The organism is Actinopolymorpha sp. B17G11 (genome assembly GCF_040196095.1).
Lineage (GTDB): Bacteria > Actinomycetota > Actinomycetes > Propionibacteriales > Actinopolymorphaceae > Thermasporomyces.
The window spans coordinates 13,075-30,929 of record NZ_JBEFTW010000027.1 but is presented as its reverse complement, the minus strand read 5'-3'; the positions used below and the strand labels follow the sequence as shown (position 1 = coordinate 30,929).

Below are 17,855 nucleotides of genomic sequence, written 5' to 3'. Positions count from 1 at the left end.
CCGGCGTACACCATCACCGGAGGAGCGACCGATGCCGACCACTCCACTACGTGAACGACCCGCCTGGAAGGGGCTCGAGCAGCACCATGCCGAGATCGGCCCGCGGCACCTACGTGAGCTGTTCGAGATGGATCCGGATCGGGGCCAGCGGCTGACCGCCGAAGCCGCCGGCATCTACCTCGACTTTTCCAAGAATCGTGTCACCGACGAGACGCTGCGGTTGTTGATGCAGCTGGCGGAGGAGTCCGAGCTGGAACGCCGGCGCGACATGATGTTCGCCGGAGAGCCGATCAACACCTCCGAGCACCGGTCGGTGCTGCATGTCGCGCTGCGGATGCCGAAAGGCAGCTCGCTGGTGGTCGACGGGGTGGACGTCGTGGCGCAGGTGCACGAGGTACTCGACCGGATGGCCGAGTTCGCCCGGCGGATCCGCTCCGGCGAGTGGACGGGCCACACCGGCAGGCCGATCAGGAACATCGTCAACGTCGGCATCGGTGGCTCCGACCTCGGCCCGGTGATGGCGTACGAGGCGCTGCGCCACTACAGCAACCGCGATTTGACGTTCCGGTTCGTGTCCAACGTCGACGCCACGGACTTCGTCGAGGCGACCCGCGACCTGACCGCGGAGGAGACGCTGTTCATCATCTCCTCGAAGACGTTCGGCACGCTGGAGACGCTGACGAACGCGCACAGCGCCCGGGACTGGGTGGTCGGCGAGCTCGGCTCCGAGGACGCGATCGCGAAGCACTTCGTCGCGGTGTCGACGAACGCGGAGAAGGTCGCGGCGTTCGGAATCGACACGCAGAACATGTTCGGCTTCTGGGACTGGGTGGGCGGTCGCTACTCGATGGACTCGGCGATCGGCCTGTCCACGATGGTGGCGATCGGCCCAGTGCAGTTCGCGGAGATGCTGGCCGGTTTCCACGAGATGGACGAGCACTTCCGGACGGCACCGCTCGGGCAGAACCTTCCGGTGCTGATGGGGCTGCTCACGTGCTGGTATGTCAACTTCTTCGGAGTGCAGAGCATCGGCGTGATGCCGTATGACCAGTACCTCAAGCGGTTTCCGGCCTACCTCCAGCAGCTCACCATGGAGTCCAACGGCAAGCATGTGACGCTCGATGGCCGGTCCGTCGACTACGACACCGGTCCGGTCTACTGGGGCGAGCCGGGCACGAATGGCCAGCACAGCTTCTACCAGCTGCTGCATCAGGGCACCCGACTGATCCCGGTCGACCTGATCGGCTTCGGCCGGAGCCTCAACCCGCTCCGGAACCACCATGACCTGCTGACCTCGAACGTATTCGCGCAGGCGCAGGCACTGGCGTTCGGCCGGACCGAGGAGGACGTACGCGCTGAGGGCACGCCGGCCGACGTCGTGCCCCACCGGGTGATGGAGGGGAACCGGCCGTCGAACGTCCTGCTGACCAAGGAGCTCACGCCCCAGCTGCTCGGAGCGTTGGTCGCGCTGTACGAACACAGCGTCTTCACCCAGGGGACGATCTGGGGCATCGACTCCTTCGACCAGTGGGGGGTCGAGCTCGGCAAGGTCCTGGCCACCCGGATCGCGCCGGAGCTGGAGAGCGACACCGAACCCGAGCTCACGCACGACTCGTCCACCAACGCCCTGATCCGCCGCTACCGCGCGATGCGCACCTGACCGAGCACCACCCGAGCCGAGGGGGGACCAACCATGGCCACGGACAGACCCATGCAACTGGGCATGATCGGGCTTGGCCGGATGGGGGCCAACCTCGTCCGCCGGCTGACCCGCGACGGCCACCATTGCGTGGCGTACGACCGCAACCCGGCCACCGTGGAAGCGCTGGTTGCCGAAGGCGCTCGCGGCGCCAGTTCCCTCGAGGATCTCGTGGCCCAGCTGGACCGGCCCCGGGCGGTCTGGATGATGGTCCCCGCCGGCGTCGTCCAAAACGTCCTCGACCAGCTGGTCGGTCAGCTCGACGGCGACGACATCGTCATCGACGGCGGGAACTCCTACTACCGCGACGACATCGCCCGGACGAGACAGCTGGCGGAGCGGCAGCTGCACTACGTGGACTGCGGGACCTCGGGTGGCGTGTGGGGCCTGGAGCGCGGCTACTGCCTGATGATCGGCGGCGAAAGTCGCACGGTGGAGTGGCTCGACCCGATCTTCGCCACCATCGCTCCCGGCAGCGGGAGCGCCGCACTCACACCGGGTCGGACCCGCGACGGGACCGCGCCGCAGGGCTATCTCCACTGTGGCCCGAGCGGTGCCGGGCACTTCGTGAAGATGGTTCACAACGGTGTGGAGTACGGCATGATGGCCGCAGTCGCCGAGGGACTGTCGATTCTGCGGCACGCGAACATCGGCGAGAAGGGCCGCCAGGTCGATGCAGAGACCGCCCCGTTGCGCGACCCGGAGGCCTACCAGTACGACCTCGACGTGGCCGAGGTTGCCGAGGTCTGGCGCCGTGGCTCGGTTATCCAGTCCTGGCTGATCGACCTGCTCGCCGAGGCTCTGGCCCGTTCCCCTCAGCTGGACGGTTTCGCCGGTCGGGTCTCCGACTCCGGTGAGGGACGGTGGACAGTGATCGCGGCGATCGAGGAGAGCGTTCCTGCCGCGACTATCACCGCCGCATTGAACGAGCGGTTTGAATCCCGCGGGCTCGGCCAGTTCGCCGACGCCGCGATGTCGGCAATGCGCGCCGAGTTCGGCGGCCACGCCGAGAAGAAAGACTAAAGGCCCATGCAGCACGAGCTCGAAGTCCTCACCACTCCGGACGCGGTGGCCGCAGCGGCCGCTGACATCGTGGTCCAACGCAGCCGGGCGGCGATCACCGACCACGAGCGGTTCACGTTCGCGGTGAGCGGCGGCCACACCCCGTGGGCGATGTTCGCCGAACTCACCACCCGGGACCTCCAGTGGGAACGGATCGTGATCTTCCAGGTCGACGAGAGGGTCGCCCCGGACGGCGACCCCGCCCGCAACCTGACCCACCTGCGCGCCAGCCTGGGACGGGCGCCGGCCGAGGTGGTCCCCATGCCGGTGACCGACCCCGACCTGGACGCCTCCGCCGACCGATACGCCGGGCTGCTGCCGCACCGCTTTGACCTCATCCATCTCGGTCTCGGACCGGACGGGCATACTGCATCCCTCGTCCCCGACGACCCGGTGCTCAAGGTGACCGACCATCTGGTCGCGGTCACCGGCGACTACCAGGGCCATCCGCGGATGACGCTCACCTATCCGGCACTCGCTCGGGCCGACCAGCTGCTCTGGCTGGTGACCGGGGCGGAGAAACAACCGGCGTTGGCGAAGGTGCTCGCCGGTGACGAGTCCATCCCGGCCGGCCGGGTCGAAGCGCGGGAGTCACTCATCGTCGCCGACCGTGGAGCCTCGGGCTCATGACCGGGCAGGCGAGCCTGCGGGTACGGGGGAAACGGCCGCCGCAGAAGCCGGCACGGGTGTCAGCGGCTCGATCCGCCGATCGTACGGTGCTCGACCGAGTCTCCGTGTCCGATGAGGATTTCTGCTACCAGGTCGGGCGGGAACAGTCCGTGTTCTACGAGTCCCGGTGTCGCGGCCAGCCGTGCCGCGAGCCGGGCGGGGTCTCCGACGTCGCCGTGGTAGTCGGCGATGACGCCGCCGTCGGGGCTGCGCGGCACGTCCCGGAGTGCCACCGGGGCGAGCCGGCGCAACGTGACCGGCAGGCCGAACTCGAGCAGCTCGACCGGGATCGGGGGATGCAATGCATCCACCGGCTTGCGCGAGTCGGCGATGACAACGAACCGGGTAGCCGCGGCGGCCACGATCTTCTCCCGGGTGTGGGCAGCGCCTCCACCCTTGACCAGCCAGCCGCCGGGCGCGATTTGGTCGGCTCCGTCGATGGTGAGGTCGAGATGGTCGAGGGTGCCGAACGCCTCGACGGTGAGCCCCAGCTCCTCCGCGGCCTGCCGGGTACGCGGAGACGACGCAACGCAGCGGATCGACTGTCGGCGCCGGGCGAGCGCCGGAAGCAGGTAGGCCACCGTACTGCCAGTGCCCAGACCGACCGTCATGCCGCCGGCGACGAGCTCCGCGGCCGCTTCGGCCGCCAGCCGCTTCTCCCGCTCGGCACGCTCCCGCTCGGCGCGCACCCGTTCGGCCCGCTCAGCACTCACACCGGCAGAGTCTCCCCGATCCCGCAGTGCCACACACCCACGGTCGCGCCCGGACCGTCCACCAGGGGAGGACCGCCCACGAGAGGAGAGATGGCGATGACCCTCGGCTACCGCAGGCCCCTGTACCTCCTGGCGTTCGACCATCGAGGATCGTTCGAGCGTGACCTGTTCGGCGCCAGACCACCGATCCCGCCGGCCGTACGCGACGGGATCGTGGACGCCAAGAACATCATCTACGAGGGGTTCACCCGGGCCGTCGACCACGGGGCACCGCCCGACGCGGCCGGCGTCCTCGTCGACGAGGCGTTCGGCACAGAGGTGGCCACAGCTGCCCAGGCGGCCGGCCACCTGCTCGCGATGCCGGTGGAGAAGTCCGGCCAGGCCGAGTTCGACTTCGAGTACGGCAGCGAGTTCGGTGCGCACATCGAACGGTTCGACCCGACGTTTTCGAAGGTGCTCGTCCGCTATAACCCGGAAGGTGACCAGCAGGTCAACGCCCGCCAGAACGACCGGCTCGCCCAGCTCACCAGGTGGTTGCACGACAGCGGCCGGACGTTCCTGTTCGAGCTGCTGGTGCCCCCGACCGACGACCAGCTCGCCCGGTGCGATGACAGCCACGAGTGGTTCGACCGCGAGCTGCGACCCTCGCTCGTCGTCGCCACCATCCGCGCCCTGCAGGAGGCCGGAGTCGAACCGGACATCTGGAAGATCGAGGGACTGGAAACCCACGACGACTGCGCCCGGGTCGTGGAGCAGGCACGGTCCGGCGACCGCGATGACGTCAGCTGCGTCGTCCTCGGGCGCGGCGCCGACGAGGCCAAGGTTCGCGAGTGGATCCGCATCGCGGCCGGCGTACCCGGGTTCATCGGCTTCGCGGTCGGCCGGACCCTGTGGGAGGACCCGCTGCGGGCCTGGCTTGCCGCCACCGTCACCGCGGACCAGGCTGCGGCCACGATCGCCGACCGGTACCGCGAGCTGATCGACCTCGCAGTCACCACGTCCGGTGTCATGGCAGGTGTGCGGCCATGAACGCCGGTACTCCACCGATTCGGCTGATGCTCGCCGACGTCGACGGCACCCTGGTCACGGGCGACAAGATCCTCACCGACCGGACAGTCGACGCGGTGGGACGGCTCTACGACGCGGACATCCTCTTCGCGATCACCAGCGGCCGCCCGCCGCGCGGCATGGCCATGCTTGTCGAGCCGCTTCGCGTCACAACGACCATCGCCGGGTTCAACGGCGGCATCTTCGTCCATCCGGACATGTCCGTCATCGAGCAGAGGACCATCCCGGACGAGCTCGTTGCACCCGTCACGGCGCTGCTGGAGGCATACCACCTGGACGTCTGGCTCTATCAGGGGACGGAATGGTACGTCCGTGACGCGAACGGCCCGCACGTAGCGCGCGAGGCCTGGACCGTGCGGTTCCCACCCACGGTCCTGGACCACTACGGCGACCAGCACGACGTCGCCAAGATTGTCGGCGTCAGCGACGACCTCGACGCGGTGGCCGCCGCCTCGAAGGCCGCCGACGCGGAGTACGGCGACCACGTGTCCGCGGCGCGTTCCCAGCCCTACTATCTCGACGTCACCCATCCCGAGGCCAACAAGGGCGGCGTGCTGGCGTTCCTGTCCCAGAAGTACGCGATACCGCCGCAGGAGATCGCCACCATCGGCGACATGCCCAACGACGTCCTCATGTTCGCCCATTCGGGTCTCTCCATCGCGATGGGCAACGCGAGCCTCGACGTGCAACGGGCCGCCCGCCGGTGCACCACAGCCAACTCCGATGAGGGCTTCGCGAACGCCGTCGAACGCTACGTGCTCCCGACGGCCGGCGGCGGTACCAGTCCTCGGTCGGACACCACGACCAGGGCCACGAGTAGGAAAGGCGGGCAATCAGATGGGACGTGAACGAATAGACGCAATGGTCATCTTCGGTCCGACCGGTGACTTGGCCAAGCTGCAGACCTACCCCGCCCTGGTCAGCCTGGTCGAGCGCGGGGCTCTCGATGTCCCGATCATCGGGGTATCACACCGCAGCGGGTGGGGGGCCGAGCAGCTCCGTGAGTACGCCGCCGAGTCGCTGCGGCACAACGGCATCGACCCACAGAGCCAGTCGGCGCAGCGGATGCTGGGGCTCCTCGAGTACGTCAACGGCGACCTCAACGACGACGCCACCTACCAGGAGATCGCCGACCGGCTCGGCTCCCGCCAGCGCACCCTCTTCTACCTGGAGGTCCCGCCGCAGCTGTTCGGCCGGATCGCGAACGGGATCGCGTCGGTCGGTCGTGACCGGGACGCTCGGGTCATGGTCGAGAAGCCGTTCGGCACCGACCTCCCAAGCGCGCAGGAGCTCAACGCCACGATGCACAAGGTGTTCCAGGAGGACGCGATCTTCCGCGTCGACCACTGGCTCGGCCTCGAGCCGGTCGAGAACATTCTGTACGTACGGTTCGCCAACTCCATCATCGACCCGCTGCTCAACAACACATTTGTCGAGAGCATCCAGATCACGATGGCCGAGGACTTCGGCGTCGCGGACCGGGGCCGGTTCTATGACCGGGCCGGCGCGGTCCGCGACGTGCTGCAGAACCACCTGCTGCAGCTCCTGGTCAGCGTCATCGCCGAAGAACCGAGCCAGGGGGTCCGGACCTGGCGGCACGAGCGGACCCGGGCGATGAAGGCCCTGCATCCCCTGTCACCGAAGGACGTGGTGCGAGGCCAGTACGACGGCTACCGCGACGTAGACGGTGTGGCACCGGACTCCACGGTCGAGACGTTCTTCGCCGCCACACTGACCTCCGACTCGGAGCGGTGGGCCGGCGTGCCGATCTCGATCCGGGCCGGAAAGTGCCTCCCGGTGAGCGCGTCCGAGGTCACGATCAAGTTCCGCCAGCCGGAGCACAATGTTTGCGGCCTGGAGTCCTTCCACGCCATGAACGACCTGCGGTTCCGGGTACGCCCGGAGACGGCGGTCTCGCTCACGCTCGCAGGCAAGAAACCCGGCATCGCGGCGCAGGCCCAGACGGAGGAGCTCACTTTCGCCCAGCAGCCCGGCTCCGACCCGCGGCCGTACGACCGGCTGATCGGCGCCGCCCTCGAAGGAGAGGACTTCTACTTCGCCCGCGAGGACTCCGTGGAGGCCGCCTGGCGGATTGTCGACCCGATCCTTGGCGATGTCGTACCCCTGCATAGGTACGCACCGAGCACCTGGGGACCGCAGGAGGCGGCCGACGTCCTCCCGGCCGGCACCCGGTGGCACGACCCGGCTGTCTAAGCCGGCCTCGGTCCGGCCGGTGGTTTGCGGAGAACGGTCCTGGCGGACGTCCTCGACACCAAGGCAGAAACAGAGAGAAACAGAGAGGAGACGGAGGCATGGACCCGGACAACCCACCCCGCCGCGTGGTGATCATCGGGGGTGGCTTCGCCGGCCTGGCCGCCGCCCGCGCCCTACGTCGCGCCCCGCTCTGGGTGACGGTGGTCGACCGTGCCGCCCATCACCTGTTCCAACCGCTGCTCTACCAATGCGCCACCGGGATCCTGTCGGAGGGACAGATCGCCACCCCGCTGCGGGAGGTTCTCCGACGCCAACAGAACGTCGACACCCTCCTCGCCGAGGTCGTCGACCTCGATCCCGCCCGGCGGCAGGTCATCGCACTGCGCCCCGGTGGGACCCGGATGGAGATCCCGTACGACGACCTCGTGGTCGCCGCCGGCGTCTGCCAGTCATACTTCGGCCACGACGAGTTTGCGGCTCACGCGCCCGGCATGAAGTCGATCGCGGACGCCCTCACGATCCGGCAGCGACTGTTCGGCGCGTTCGAGCAGGCAGAGTCGGCCCCTACCCCGGAGGAGCGCCAGCACCGCCTGACCTTCGCACTCGTCGGGGCCGGGCCGACGGGGGTGGAGCTAGCCGGCCAGATCCGTGAGCTCGCCACCCACACGTTGCGCAACGAGTTCCGTCTGAGCCACCCCGAGGATGCCCGCGTCCTGCTGTTCGACGGTGGGAGCGAGCCGCTCGCCTCGTTCGGCCCGAAGCTCTCCGCGCGGGCCAGGGACACCCTGCGGCGGCTCGGCGTCGAGCTGCACATGCGTGCCCTCGTCACCAGCGTCGACCAGGACGGCCTGACAGCGCGCAAGGAAGACGGCACCGAAGTCCGCCACGACGCGGGCACCGTGCTGTGGACTGCGGGCGTGGCCGCTCCGCCCCTCGCCCACGCGATCGCGCGGGCCACCGGAGCCGAGCAGGACCGCTCCGGGCGGATCAGGGTCGAGCGGGACCTCACCATCCGCGGGCATCCGGAAATCTCCGTGGTCGGCGACCTCATGAGCGTCGACCGACTGCCTGGCGTCGCGGAGACCGCCATGCAGGCCGGTCACTACACGGGTGCCCGCCTCCGTCGGCTGGCAGAAGGGCGCGCCCACAGTCGCCATCCGTTCCGGTATCGCGACCTCGGCTCGGCTGCCTACATCGCCCGTGGCCAAGCGGTGGTGGCGAGAGGGCGGCTACGCTGCGGTGGGTTCATCGGCTGGCTGCTATGGCTCGTCGTGCACATCGCCTTCCTCACTGGCTTTCGCAACCGCCTCATGGCGGTCGCGACCTGGCTGGTGGCGTTCACCCGGGAGGTACGCCCGGAGCGGGCCTTCACCACCCGCGAAATCGACGCGGCCCGCGACATATACGCGGTCATCGCGGCGAGCCAGGCGGGGAAGCCGGCGCCATCGGGCGCCGACGAGGAGCCCGGTCTGGGGACCGTGCCGCGCCAGGTGACGTCCGAGCACGGACGGGAAGGCAAACCGACTGGCGCCGCGAAACCCGATGCGGGAAAACATGATGGTCCACCGGGATCGTCCTTCGGACGGCGCGGGAGCTCCGGGCTGGACGCGGGTACCTGAGCGCCGTGCCGGCCCGCGCCTTCGACTTCCCTTCGGCCGGGTGGCAACCAACCGCCGGCGACGACGTCACCGACGGTTCCGGTCGGCGCGGCTCGATGTTCCAGTATGGCCAACTGGTGGTTCGCGCAGAGTTTGTGCGCCACGCCGTGTACCACCTGAGGACGAAACCCTGCTTGGCCGGGTCACATGCCTGCGCGGCAGAAGCCGGCAGGGCGGGATCGGTCAGGGTGCGCGGCGAGGCGTTGGACGCGGAACGGCCCAGGCCTCCAGCGCCTGATCGAGGGCGAAAGGTGGTCAGCGTTCGGAAACGTCGTTGACGAGGTGCACCGGCACAAAGCGCCCGGCAGCGCTCAGCACAGCGGCGTACCTCACCCGACTGACACGCGCCCGGACAAGCGCGACGCCCCTGCCCATCACCGCACCACGCCAAGCGGCACCAACTAGATGCCAGACCAAGATCCACCGTTAATCGGACACCCCCTTTAGAGCGCGCGTGGGTTGAGATGAAGTGGACATTGGGTCCGGGGATTCGCTGCCAGCCTGGACCCGCGGATGCTTGTGGGCCGCGTAGAGTTGGCCATGATCAGGTGCAAGCCGCTGTTGCTGGTGTCGGGTAGGCGCGGGCTAGCTGTTTCTGGAAGGCGAGAAACTCGCTGTGCCAGAGTCGCGGCTTGCAGACGGCAGTGACCTCGCCGGGGGCACGAGGGCGGCGACGGTCCGTCCGACCAGTTCCGGTTCGCGCTGGATAGGAACGGGCTTACATTATCCCTCCTAGGGATAATGCCGGCGACGCCATCATGAGGCCCGGACGGCCCATGCGAGTAGCAGTCGACCTGTGCACTACCCAGGACAGCAGGTCATTCAGGACACTTGTCCGGGCGAGAACGACTATGCCAGCACGCGACCAGCCCTCGAAGGGCACATAGAGCACAGCGCTTCAGAAGTAGCATCCGCGCGATGCCTGTAACGCCGGCCCGCAGCACGAGCGGTGCCGCGTTTCTGCCCGGATGCAGTGCGGAAGTGATGAATTGGGACGACTGGTAGGTGATCCAACTCGAGGAGGTCGGTCAGTGACCAAGATGATCCGCGCGGTTCAGGTCAGTCAGGTCAATGCACCGCTACGTGTCGTTGACGTCCCGGAGCCCAGCCCCGGCGAGGGGGAGGTCCGAATCGCTGTCGAGGCGTGCGGTATGTGCGGGACCGACATCAGCATGGTGCGTGGCGCGTTCGGCGTCGGACCGTTCCCGCTCACACTCGGCCACGAGGTCGCCGGCCGAATCGACATGCTCGGCGACGGCATCGTCGACTGGCAGATCGGCGACCGTGTGGCCGTCGGCTGGTTCGGTGGCAACGACGGAACCTGTCAGTCGTGCCGCGAGGGTGACGCGATCAACTGCGTGAACCTCCAGGTGCCCGGGCTTGCCTATCCGGGCGGGTACGCCGAGTCGACCGTCGTACCGACCAGCGCGCTTGCCCGTATCCCCGAGGAGCTGACGTTTGCCGATGCCGCACCGATGGGCTGCGCAGGCGTGACAGTATTCAATGCGCTGCGCCGCACCTCGGCATGGCCCGGCGATCTGGTCGCGGTCCTCGGGCTTGGCGGGCTGGGGCATCTGGCGGTCCAGTTCGCTGACAAGATGGGCTTCGACACAGTCGTCATCAACCGCGGCGGCAAAAAGGAAGCGACCGCCAGGCAACTCGGCGCCCACCACTACCTCGACAGCACGGCGCAAGATGTGCCCGAGGCGCTGAAAGCACTCGGTGGCGCCAAGGTCATCCTGGCCACCGTGCCGCAGCCGGCGGCAATGACGACGGCCATCGATGGCCTACGTCCCCACGGCGAGCTGATCGTCATCGGATTCTCCCTGGAAAAGATCGAAGTTAGTCCGGCGCAGCTTATTACCGGGCAGAAGACGCTGCGCGGTCATGCCTCCGGCACTTCACAGGAGGTAGAGGAGACGATGCGATTCGCCGCTCAATCCGGGGTCCGGGCCATCACCGAGCAGGCGTCGCTGGAGGATGCGCCACAAGCCTTCGACAAGATGCTCGCCGGAGCAATGCGATTCCGGGGAGTTCTCATACCTGATCGCAGCCAAAACGCCGTCCCGTAAGGGCTGTTAAGATTTCGGCGTGTCTTGTACGTAGGGCCCGCGCCGGTCGATCATTGCCTCGGATGCAGGTGATCAATACTGAGTCAGATAGCTGGATCCAGGTGTTCGCTGGGTCTTCGGTGCTCCAGTCTGGCAGGCTTGGGCGTCGTGCGACTTCGAGGTGCAGAACCAGACCGGCCCGGGACCACGGTGGATCCATCCGTTGGATGATCGGGTGCTGCCTTGTCGCGGTGTACTACCGCAACGAATGTGACTCTGCGGCCAGTCGGGTTGCTGTTCGGATCCCTAAGTCCCCCGCCGGCGGGTGGTCGACCACCTCGCCTGGGACAGTCAGGAAGTTCGTGGGTGAGCCGGTGATCCGGAATGCTGGGGCGTTCCTCCGGCAGGAGAGGATCATCAGTGTCTGAAGCGGAGAAGGCGACCGTAGATGCGGCAAGGATCCAGGAGTCGGCGGTTCGCGGGTTGGATGTGCAGATCGCGCAGGAGCCGGTGTACGTCCGTGGAGTGGCAGAGGAGTTCAGATGCTGATCCTCTTCACCGAGGCCGAGTCGGCGGGAAGGAAGCTGTCGTGGCTCGCTGGCTCACCATCCCAGCGGATGCGAATTCCAGCGACTTTGCCCCAGCATGTAGGCGGACTCTCAATCTCGGTGATCGTGCCCTGGTAGCTACGGCCGCGTAGTCCTCTCAGCGACGCTCTCAGCGACACACGGTCCGCCGACGAGCGCGTGCCGCCGGGGTCCGGACAGCTCGCGCCACCACGTCCGCCACCGCACGGCGTCTCCTCAGGAGCTGACCTCGACGTAGACCTTGATGGCGCCGGGCGCACTGAGCTGGTCGAGCGCGTCGCTGAAGTGGTCGAGCCCGCGGACCGCGTGGGTGAGGAGGCGGGAGAGCCAGCCCGGATGCTGGAGCTCGGCCACGGCGAGATCACGGACGCCTGCCTCGAAGTGCTCCCGATTGGCGTTCACCGTGCCGAACATCGCTTTGTTGCCCAGGACAAAATCCAGGTTGATCGCGTCGGAGGGAATCTCGGTCCGCCGGGTGCCGCCGGTGACGCTGGACAGGACGAGCACACCGTTCTTGGCGAGCAGGTGGGACATCGCGTCGAAGACGATCGGTGAGTAGCCAGTGGCCTCGAAGACGAGATCGAAGCCGCCTTCGCCGGCCACGTCCGCCAACGGCGTCGCTCTGGTGCTGGCGTAGCGCGCACCGAACGCCTCCACCAGGTCGGAGTTGAGGTACGGCGCCTCGCGCTGTCCGAGCGTGGTGGCCTGCAGGCCGCGGTTCCGCAGGATCATCGTGGCGAGGAGGCCGATCGTGCCGGCGCCCAGGACGGCTGCCCGGCGGGGTCGCCACACCTTGAGGCGGCGTTGGATCTCGTAAGCCTGGAGGACGCCCTTCTCGACGATACTGGTCGGCTCCAGCAGCACCGCGACGTGGGAGAGGCGCTCCGGGATCTGGATGAGGTACCGCGGCTCCTCGACGTAGTACTCCGTGAGGAACCCGTGGACCCGGCTGATGCCGTGCTCGAAGTAGTCGTCGTCGGTGGTCATGTCGGGCGTGTCGAGTATGTCGTACAGACTCGAACCCGCCCGGCGGACGCGGGCGACGACGTGGTCGCCGGGGGCCAGCTCGGTGACGGCGAGACCAACCTGCTCGACCACGCCGAGGCTCTCGTGCCCCGTGATCAGGACGTCTTCGCCTGGTGGTGCCGCGCCATATTCGCCGGCGTTGATCTCCTTGTCCGTCCCATCCAGGCCGATCTGGAGGACACGGACCAAGACGCCACGTCCGCCGGGAACGTCGTCGACGGACGGTTTCCGGACGTCGGTCAGATGCGCGCTACCCGCCTGCCTGGGCACGACCGCAATCGCTTTCATGATCACCTTCCGGTCGCCTGTCCTTTCACTGCACCTGTCCGACCACCACCTCACCAGGGTCTTGAGACACCCACTGGGCGAGGACAAAGGCGACGATCCTCCCGCGACTGCGACGAGGTCGCGGGGTATCACGCAGGCACGAGCGAGCAGTTCGATGCGGTCGTCGTCGGCCTGGGGCCAGTCGGGAGGCGGTGGCCAAGGGGAGGGCCGGCGCGACGTCCATTGGCTCGACCATGCCGGTGTGGACCAACCGCGAGGTCACCAGCCTCAAGGAGACCCGAACGCGTCGTCGTCATCGGCCGCAGCGCAGTCAGCGTGGAGCTCAGCACGTACCGCGACGACATGGCGGCCATCGCGTTCTTCGCCTCCAGAGGCGCCGGGCACGTCACGTCAATCCGACCCTCGGTGTGAGGCGACCACATCACCTCGGACCCCCATTGTCCCGCGGCCGCAGACATGGTCTGGTGCTACGACAGACCGGACGCCATTCGGTACAAACAGTAATGTCTCGTACGTCGCGGCTCCATTGCCACCAACGGCAACACAAGCTGACCAATCCATGTTATTTCGGCTTCACGGAAGGGATCAGAATTCGTGCGGTCTCCATCGAGTGCCAGGCCGGGCACCGCCTTCGGTAGGAGTCACCTACCGGGAGGGTCGTCGTCCGACGCACCATGAAGTGGTAGAGGAAGGTTTCCACGATGGCTGAAACATCCACGTACCAAGGCTCGGCCGCCCGCTACCTCCCCGTCGCAGATCATGGGCTGGTCGGTGATCTTCGCACGGTGGCCTTGGTGGGTACGGACGGCACCATCGACTGGTACTGCTGTCCGTCGTTCGACGCGCCCAGTGTTTTCGCCGCGATCCTCGACGCGGATCGGGGTGGGGCGTTCGAGCTGTGCGCGATCGCGCCGGCCAGGACCAAGCAGTTCTACTTCCCCGATACGAACGTGTTGATCACCCGGTTCTTCACCGAGGACGGGGTGGGCGAGATCCAGGACTTCATGCCGGTCAGCGAATCCAGCGAGGCCGACCGGCACCGGCTGATCCGGCGGGTCGTGTGCGTACGCGGAACGATCCCGTTCCGGGCCCGGGTCGCTCCCCGGTTCGGGTACGCCGCCCAGCAGCACACCCTACGGATGCTCGACCCCATGGCGCTCTTCGAGTCCGAGGCGCTCTCGCTCGCGCTGACCGCCACGGTGCCGTTGGAGTGCGACGGCCTGGACGTACGGGCGAAGTTCAGGCTCACCCAGGGCGAGTCGGAGGTGTTCGCCCTGGACCGGGTCAGCGGCGAGGTGCAACCGCGCGGCTGCCCACACGCCGAGGCCGAACGGGAGTTCACCGCCACGGTGGCGTTCTGGCGGCGCTGGCTCTCAGCCTCGCGGTACCGCGGCCGCTGGCGGGAGATGGTGCACCGCTCCGCACTGACGTTGAAACTGCTCACCTACGCACCCACTGGTGCGATCGTCGCCGCGCCGACCACGAGCCTGCCCGAGCACATCGGCGGTGAGCGAAACTGGGACTACCGCTACCTCTGGGTCCGTGATGCTGCGTTCTGCGTCTACGCCCTGCTCAGGCTCGGCTTCACCGAGGAGGCCGCGCAGTTCATGAGCTTCCTGACCGACCGGATCGACCTGCACGCCGACCGGCCGTCCGGACCTCTGCAGATCATGTACGGCATCGACGGGCGTACCGACCTGCCCGAACGGAAACTGCCCGACCTGGAGGGCTACCAGGGTTCGGCGCCGGTGCGAGTCGGCAACGCCGCCGCGGACCAGCTCCAGCTTGACATCTACGGCGCGCTCATCGACTCCATCTACCTCTACAACAAGTGGGGCGAGCCAATCTCCAGCGACCTCTGGGACACGGTGTCCGACCTGGTCGGATGGGTCTGCGAGCACTGGAACCAGCCCGACGAGGGCGTCTGGGAGACCCGTGGCGGCAGGAAGAACTTTCTGTACTCGCGGCTCATGTGCTGGGTGGCCATCGAACGCGCCATCCGGATGGCCCGGGCTCGCGGTCTGCCGGCCGATCTGTCCCACTGGGGCATGGTCCGTGACACGATCTACCAGGAGATCATGCGCCATGGTTGGTCCGACACGCGGCAGGCGTTCGTCCAACATGAGGGCGACGACGTCCTGGACGCCGCTGTCCTGATGATGCCGCTGGCGAAGTTCGTCTCCCCCACCGACCCCAAGTGGCTGTCGACCCTCGACGCGCTGACCGAGGACCTGGTGTCGGACTCGCTCGTCTACCGCTACGACCCGCAAGCGAGTCCGGACGGCCTCCGGGGTGTGGAGGGCACGTTCTCCATCTGCTCGTTCTGGTACGTCGAGGCGCTCACCCGCGCCGGACGCGTGGAGGAGGCCCGGCTCGCCTTCGAGAAGATGCTGACGTACGCCAACCACCTTGGTTTGTACGCAGAGCAGATCAGTCATACCGGAGAACAACAGGGCAACTTCCCGCAGGCGTTCACCCATCTGGCACTGATCAGCGCCGCGTTCAACCTCGACCGCGCACTGGGCTGACCAGCTGCAAAGCCGCCAGCTCCGCGTCCGAGGTCGCATGGTCACCAGGGCTCGGCGACTCACCCCTACCGCCGGGTGGGGCCAGGCACCCGGGGGCATGACCGGTACCTTTGCCGATCGATGATCACCGCCTACGTCAACGGGTCCGCCCGCTCCCGCCTTGACGGGCGCCTTCATGCGTTGGCGGCCGTGATCGTCGACCCGCCCTCACTGTCTGACAGGACTCCTTGCGAATCTGCCCGGCCGCAGGCTCGGGGAGACGATCTTGGAGTCAAGGGGGCGGACGTTGGACCAGCAGGATCGATCCGTGCTGACGTCAATGCGGAAAGCCGGCACGGCACGTCCGGACCCCGCGCCCCGACTGCCCGAGGTGGCATGAATCAACCAACCCACCGACCGGCCACAACCAACCCTGTAGGCACAACCTGTCTCATATGACTTGACGACTACCGCACAAGTCCAAAATCTCGACTACATGCAGCGCCGTGGTATTACCCAACCGACGGCCCGTTCACGTGAGGCTTGAGCGTGGAAAGCTAATCTTCCGTGATACGGGCAGTTTCACCACGTGGCGATGATCGTCGACGCCAACGCTGACGAGTGGGCCCATCGCCGAGAGCTGCCTGTGCGATATCGCCGGCAACGAACACATGGTGCGCCTTGGGCCTCCAGCGGCAGGCCGAGGCTGATATCGCGCTCGAGTTCGGCAGCGATCTCGGCGCGATCAGTGACGGTTCGCCCCGTCGTCCGCGATGAGCACGGCTCCTTCGTACAAGGTCTCCATCGCGCTGACCTTGCCGGAGTTAGGTCGCTCAATCAGCGACGGGATGACACCTTCGGGCTCAGTGGGGAGCGAATAGGACTCGGACATAGGGTCTCCTGTTCGTGTTGGTTGAACTGCCTACCAATAGCGCGGGTGATGGCCTGGCCTTGGGCGAATCGACCTGGGTGAAATTCCATTTCAACCGGGTCGGGTCGAGACCTGGATTAGCCAGATCGAGACCTGGTTCGGTATGTCGATCCGCCGGGGCACCTTCGGCTCGATCAAGGTCCTCATTAGCCAGATCGCGTCTACATCGAGCACTGGAACACCAACACCGAGCCGTTCACCTGGACCGCCGCAGCCGACGAGATCCTCGCCAAAGTTCAACTCGTCCAGACCGACATCAAGAAACTCGTGGACAACAACGCCAAGTAAACTCATCAGAGTCACGCAACACTAGCTGGCTATATATTGGCGACGAGCTTGATCTCACCAGTTGCTCAGGGAACGCCAGCCTGGCTGTGCCGACCAACAGCCCGACAATCGCGTCTCCGAGTCCTCACGGACGGACGCTGATGATCGTTTTCCCCTTTCGGCGCTCGGTCGGATTGAGGGCCGCAAAGGCGTCGTCGAGGGTCGCGACGTTGCCGATGTTCGTCCGCAGTCGTCGGTCCCGCACCCGCTGGACGATCTCGCCCAGTTGGCCACGATCGGACTCGACAACGAAGTCGACCGCCAGGCCGTCGGCGGGCCGCGCCCCCGGCGGCCCGACGACACTCACCAGCGTTCCTGCGGCGCGAATCAGGCCTGCGGACCGCCTCCCGATGTCTCCGCCGATGACATCGAAAACCAGATCGACACCGCCGACGTCTTCCAGAGCGTCGTTGTCGAGGTCGACGAACTCCTGCGCGCCGAAGTCGAGTGCCTTCTGACGGTCGGCACCGCGCCCCGTACCGATGACATACGCGCCAGCCTCGCGCGCGAGTTGCGTCACCATCGTCCCGACTGCGCCGGCCGCGCCGTGCGCGAGGACGCTCTGCCCCGCCCGAAGGCGGCCGTGGTCGAACAGCCCTTGCCACGCGGTCAGGCCCGAGATTGGCAGGCTCGCGCCCACCGTGAAGTCGACGTCGCCTGGCAGGGGCGCGAGGTTGCGTGCCTCGACGGCCACGTACTCCGCCAGGGTGCCGTCGCGATGCCAGTCCGTGAGGCCGAACACCCGCTGTCCCACAGACAGACCGGTCGTGCCGTACCCGAGAGCGGTGACCACTCCGGCCATCTCGTGCCCAGGGATCGACGGTGTTCGGTCACGGTCCATGCGATCGGTCCAGGTCGAGGGCCACTCCAGCTCAGTCGGGACGAATCCCGACGCATGTATCTGAACGATGACGTCGTTTATCGCTGCCGGCGGCTCGGGCCGCTCCACCAGCGTCATCCCGGCCGTTCCCGCAGCCTGGTCCGTCACCACGATCGCCTTCATGGGAATTGTCTCCTCAGGCATTGTCTCTTTGATGGAAATGTTGCATCGATGG

At 67.2% G+C, this 17,855-nt stretch carries 14 protein-coding genes; 9 read left to right on the top strand and 5 right to left on the bottom strand.

The genetic code is table 11. The features are described from left to right. Positions 1 to 31: 31 nt before the first annotated feature. From pgi to pgl, 3 genes are read left to right on the top strand one after another with little or no spacing between them, the layout of a single operon-like run. Positions 32 to 1,660, top strand: coding sequence for a glucose-6-phosphate isomerase (gene pgi / locus ABN028_RS24190; RefSeq protein ID WP_349698203.1), 1,629 nt, complete (start codon positions 32 to 34; stop codon positions 1,658 to 1,660). A gap of 33 nt (positions 1,661 to 1,693) precedes the next feature. Continuing rightward, positions 1,694 to 2,722, top strand: coding sequence for a phosphogluconate dehydrogenase (NAD(+)-dependent, decarboxylating) (gene gnd, locus ABN028_RS24185; protein WP_349694682.1), 1,029 nt, complete (start codon positions 1,694 to 1,696; stop codon positions 2,720 to 2,722). A 6-nt stretch (positions 2,723 to 2,728) separates the two neighbouring features. Further along, a complete protein-coding gene (pgl, locus tag ABN028_RS24180) occupies positions 2,729 to 3,391 on the top strand; it encodes a 6-phosphogluconolactonase (protein WP_349698202.1) in 663 nt (220 codons plus the stop codon). A gap of 59 nt (positions 3,392 to 3,450) precedes the next feature. Here pgl and rpiA read toward each other — a convergent pair whose 3' ends face one another. Next, entirely contained in the window at positions 3,451 to 4,143 is a 693-nt protein-coding gene (gene rpiA / locus ABN028_RS24175; protein ID WP_349698201.1) for a ribose 5-phosphate isomerase A, read from the bottom strand. Between the two features lie 96 nt (positions 4,144 to 4,239). Here rpiA and ABN028_RS24170 point away from each other — a divergent pair, with 96 nt between their 5' ends. The 5 genes from ABN028_RS24170 to ABN028_RS24150 all read left to right on the top strand — a co-directional run bounded on the left by ABN028_RS24170 (position 4,240) and on the right by ABN028_RS24150 (position 11,155). After that, positions 4,240 to 5,172: a 2-deoxy-5-keto-D-gluconate 6-phosphate aldolase domain-containing protein gene (locus tag ABN028_RS24170; protein ID WP_349698200.1), complete on the top strand. Its 933-nt coding sequence runs from the start codon at positions 4,240 to 4,242 to the stop codon at positions 5,170 to 5,172. Next, entirely contained in the window at positions 5,169 to 6,059 is an 891-nt protein-coding gene (locus ABN028_RS24165) for a Cof-type HAD-IIB family hydrolase (protein ID WP_349332393.1), read from the top strand. Before ABN028_RS24170 ends, ABN028_RS24165 begins: the two co-directional genes overlap by 4 nt. Beyond that, positions 6,049 to 7,425 (top strand): glucose-6-phosphate dehydrogenase, encoded by a 1,377-nt coding sequence (zwf, locus tag ABN028_RS24160; protein WP_349332392.1) that lies wholly within the window; start codon positions 6,049 to 6,051, stop codon positions 7,423 to 7,425. Before ABN028_RS24165 ends, zwf begins: the two co-directional genes overlap by 11 nt. 98 nt (positions 7,426 to 7,523) lie before the next feature. After that, positions 7,524 to 9,044 (top strand): NAD(P)/FAD-dependent oxidoreductase, encoded by a 1,521-nt coding sequence (locus tag ABN028_RS24155; RefSeq protein ID WP_349698199.1) that lies wholly within the window; start codon positions 7,524 to 7,526, stop codon positions 9,042 to 9,044. Between the two features lie 1,079 nt (positions 9,045 to 10,123). Continuing rightward, on the top strand, positions 10,124 to 11,155 hold the full coding sequence (locus tag ABN028_RS24150) for an alcohol dehydrogenase catalytic domain-containing protein (protein ID WP_349694733.1): 1,032 nt from the start codon (positions 10,124 to 10,126) through the stop codon (positions 11,153 to 11,155). A 782-nt stretch (positions 11,156 to 11,937) separates the two neighbouring features. Here the strand turns inward: ABN028_RS24150 and ABN028_RS24145 are convergent. After that, on the bottom strand, positions 11,938 to 13,035 hold the full coding sequence (locus ABN028_RS24145) for a glucose 1-dehydrogenase (protein ID WP_349698198.1): 1,098 nt from the start codon (positions 13,033 to 13,035) through the stop codon (positions 11,938 to 11,940). A gap of 701 nt (positions 13,036 to 13,736) precedes the next feature. On the opposite strand from ABN028_RS24145, the gene ABN028_RS24140 reads away from it, so the two are divergent. Then, positions 13,737 to 15,563, top strand: a complete 1,827-nt coding sequence (locus ABN028_RS24140; RefSeq protein WP_349698197.1) for a glycoside hydrolase family 15 protein — start codon at positions 13,737 to 13,739, stop codon at positions 15,561 to 15,563. 724 nt (positions 15,564 to 16,287) lie between these two features. Here ABN028_RS24140 and ABN028_RS24135 read toward each other — a convergent pair. From ABN028_RS24135 to ABN028_RS24125, 3 genes are all read right to left on the bottom strand, one after another. Beyond that, positions 16,288 to 16,434, bottom strand: coding sequence for a hypothetical protein (locus ABN028_RS24135; protein WP_349698196.1), 147 nt, complete (start codon positions 16,432 to 16,434; stop codon positions 16,288 to 16,290). Between the two features lie 90 nt (positions 16,435 to 16,524). Then, positions 16,525 to 16,776 carry a hypothetical protein gene (locus tag ABN028_RS24130; RefSeq protein WP_349698195.1) on the bottom strand — a complete coding sequence of 84 codons (252 nt, stop codon included), beginning with the start codon at positions 16,774 to 16,776 and terminating at the stop codon, positions 16,525 to 16,527. A gap of 109 nt (positions 16,777 to 16,885) precedes the next feature. Continuing rightward, a complete protein-coding gene (locus ABN028_RS24125) occupies positions 16,886 to 17,803 on the bottom strand; it encodes an NADP-dependent oxidoreductase (protein WP_349332364.1) in 918 nt (305 codons plus the stop codon). Between the last annotated feature and the right edge of the window lie 52 nt (positions 17,804 to 17,855).

What these genes read in the sequence shown, in the direction of transcription:
- pgi (WP_349698203.1), top strand. Translation starts at nt 32, where the DNA reads ATGCCGACCACTCCACTACGTGAACGACCCGCCTGGAAGGGGCTCGAG.
- gnd (WP_349694682.1), top strand. Translation starts at nt 1,694, where the DNA reads ATGGCCACGGACAGACCCATGCAACTGGGCATGATCGGGCTTGGCCGG.
- pgl (WP_349698202.1), top strand. Translation starts at nt 2,729, where the DNA reads ATGCAGCACGAGCTCGAAGTCCTCACCACTCCGGACGCGGTGGCCGCA.
- ABN028_RS24170 (WP_349698200.1), top strand. Translation starts at nt 4,240, where the DNA reads ATGACCCTCGGCTACCGCAGGCCCCTGTACCTCCTGGCGTTCGACCAT.
- ABN028_RS24165 (WP_349332393.1), top strand. Translation starts at nt 5,169, where the DNA reads ATGAACGCCGGTACTCCACCGATTCGGCTGATGCTCGCCGACGTCGAC.
- zwf (WP_349332392.1), top strand. Translation starts at nt 6,049, where the DNA reads ATGGGACGTGAACGAATAGACGCAATGGTCATCTTCGGTCCGACCGGT.
- ABN028_RS24155 (WP_349698199.1), top strand. Translation starts at nt 7,524, where the DNA reads ATGGACCCGGACAACCCACCCCGCCGCGTGGTGATCATCGGGGGTGGC.
- ABN028_RS24150 (WP_349694733.1), top strand. Translation starts at nt 10,124, where the DNA reads ATGATCCGCGCGGTTCAGGTCAGTCAGGTCAATGCACCGCTACGTGTC.
- ABN028_RS24145 (WP_349698198.1), bottom strand. Translation starts at nt 13,035, where the DNA reads ATGAAAGCGATTGCGGTCGTGCCCAGGCAGGCGGGTAGCGCGCATCTG.
- ABN028_RS24140 (WP_349698197.1), top strand. Translation starts at nt 13,737, where the DNA reads ATGGCTGAAACATCCACGTACCAAGGCTCGGCCGCCCGCTACCTCCCC.
- ABN028_RS24135 (WP_349698196.1), bottom strand. Translation starts at nt 16,434, where the DNA reads ATGTCCGAGTCCTATTCGCTCCCCACTGAGCCCGAAGGTGTCATCCCG.
- ABN028_RS24125 (WP_349332364.1), bottom strand. Translation starts at nt 17,803, where the DNA reads ATGAAGGCGATCGTGGTGACGGACCAGGCTGCGGGAACGGCCGGGATG.